Consider the following 243-nt stretch of genomic DNA (forward strand, 5'->3'; position numbering starts at 1 on the left):
GTGCTATCTCAGGCTTCCACGCGACTCAGTCGCCACTGATGGCGCGTTGCATGGAAAATGAGAAAAACGGCCGCTTCGTTTTCTACGGTGCCATGATAGGTGAAGGCGTGATTGCCCTGATCTGGTGTGCACTGGCACTGTCTTTCTTCGGCTCGGTGGAAAACCTGTCAGATGCCGTGGCCAACGGTGGCCCGGGCAACGTGGTTTACAGCGCATCCTTTGGCTTGCTGGGCGTTGTCGGCG

1 pseudogene is annotated in these 243 nt (G+C 57.6%); it reads left to right on the forward strand.

The window, feature by feature from the left end:
- Positions 1-50: 50 nt before the first annotated feature.
- A pseudogene (locus R0J87_RS23740) lies at positions 51-243 on the forward strand (carbon starvation CstA family protein); the annotation flags it as partial.

Origin of the sequence: Halomonas sp. SIMBA_159 (genome assembly GCF_046536035.1) — a bacterium.
Lineage (GTDB): Bacteria > Pseudomonadota > Gammaproteobacteria > Pseudomonadales > Halomonadaceae > Vreelandella > Vreelandella venusta_A.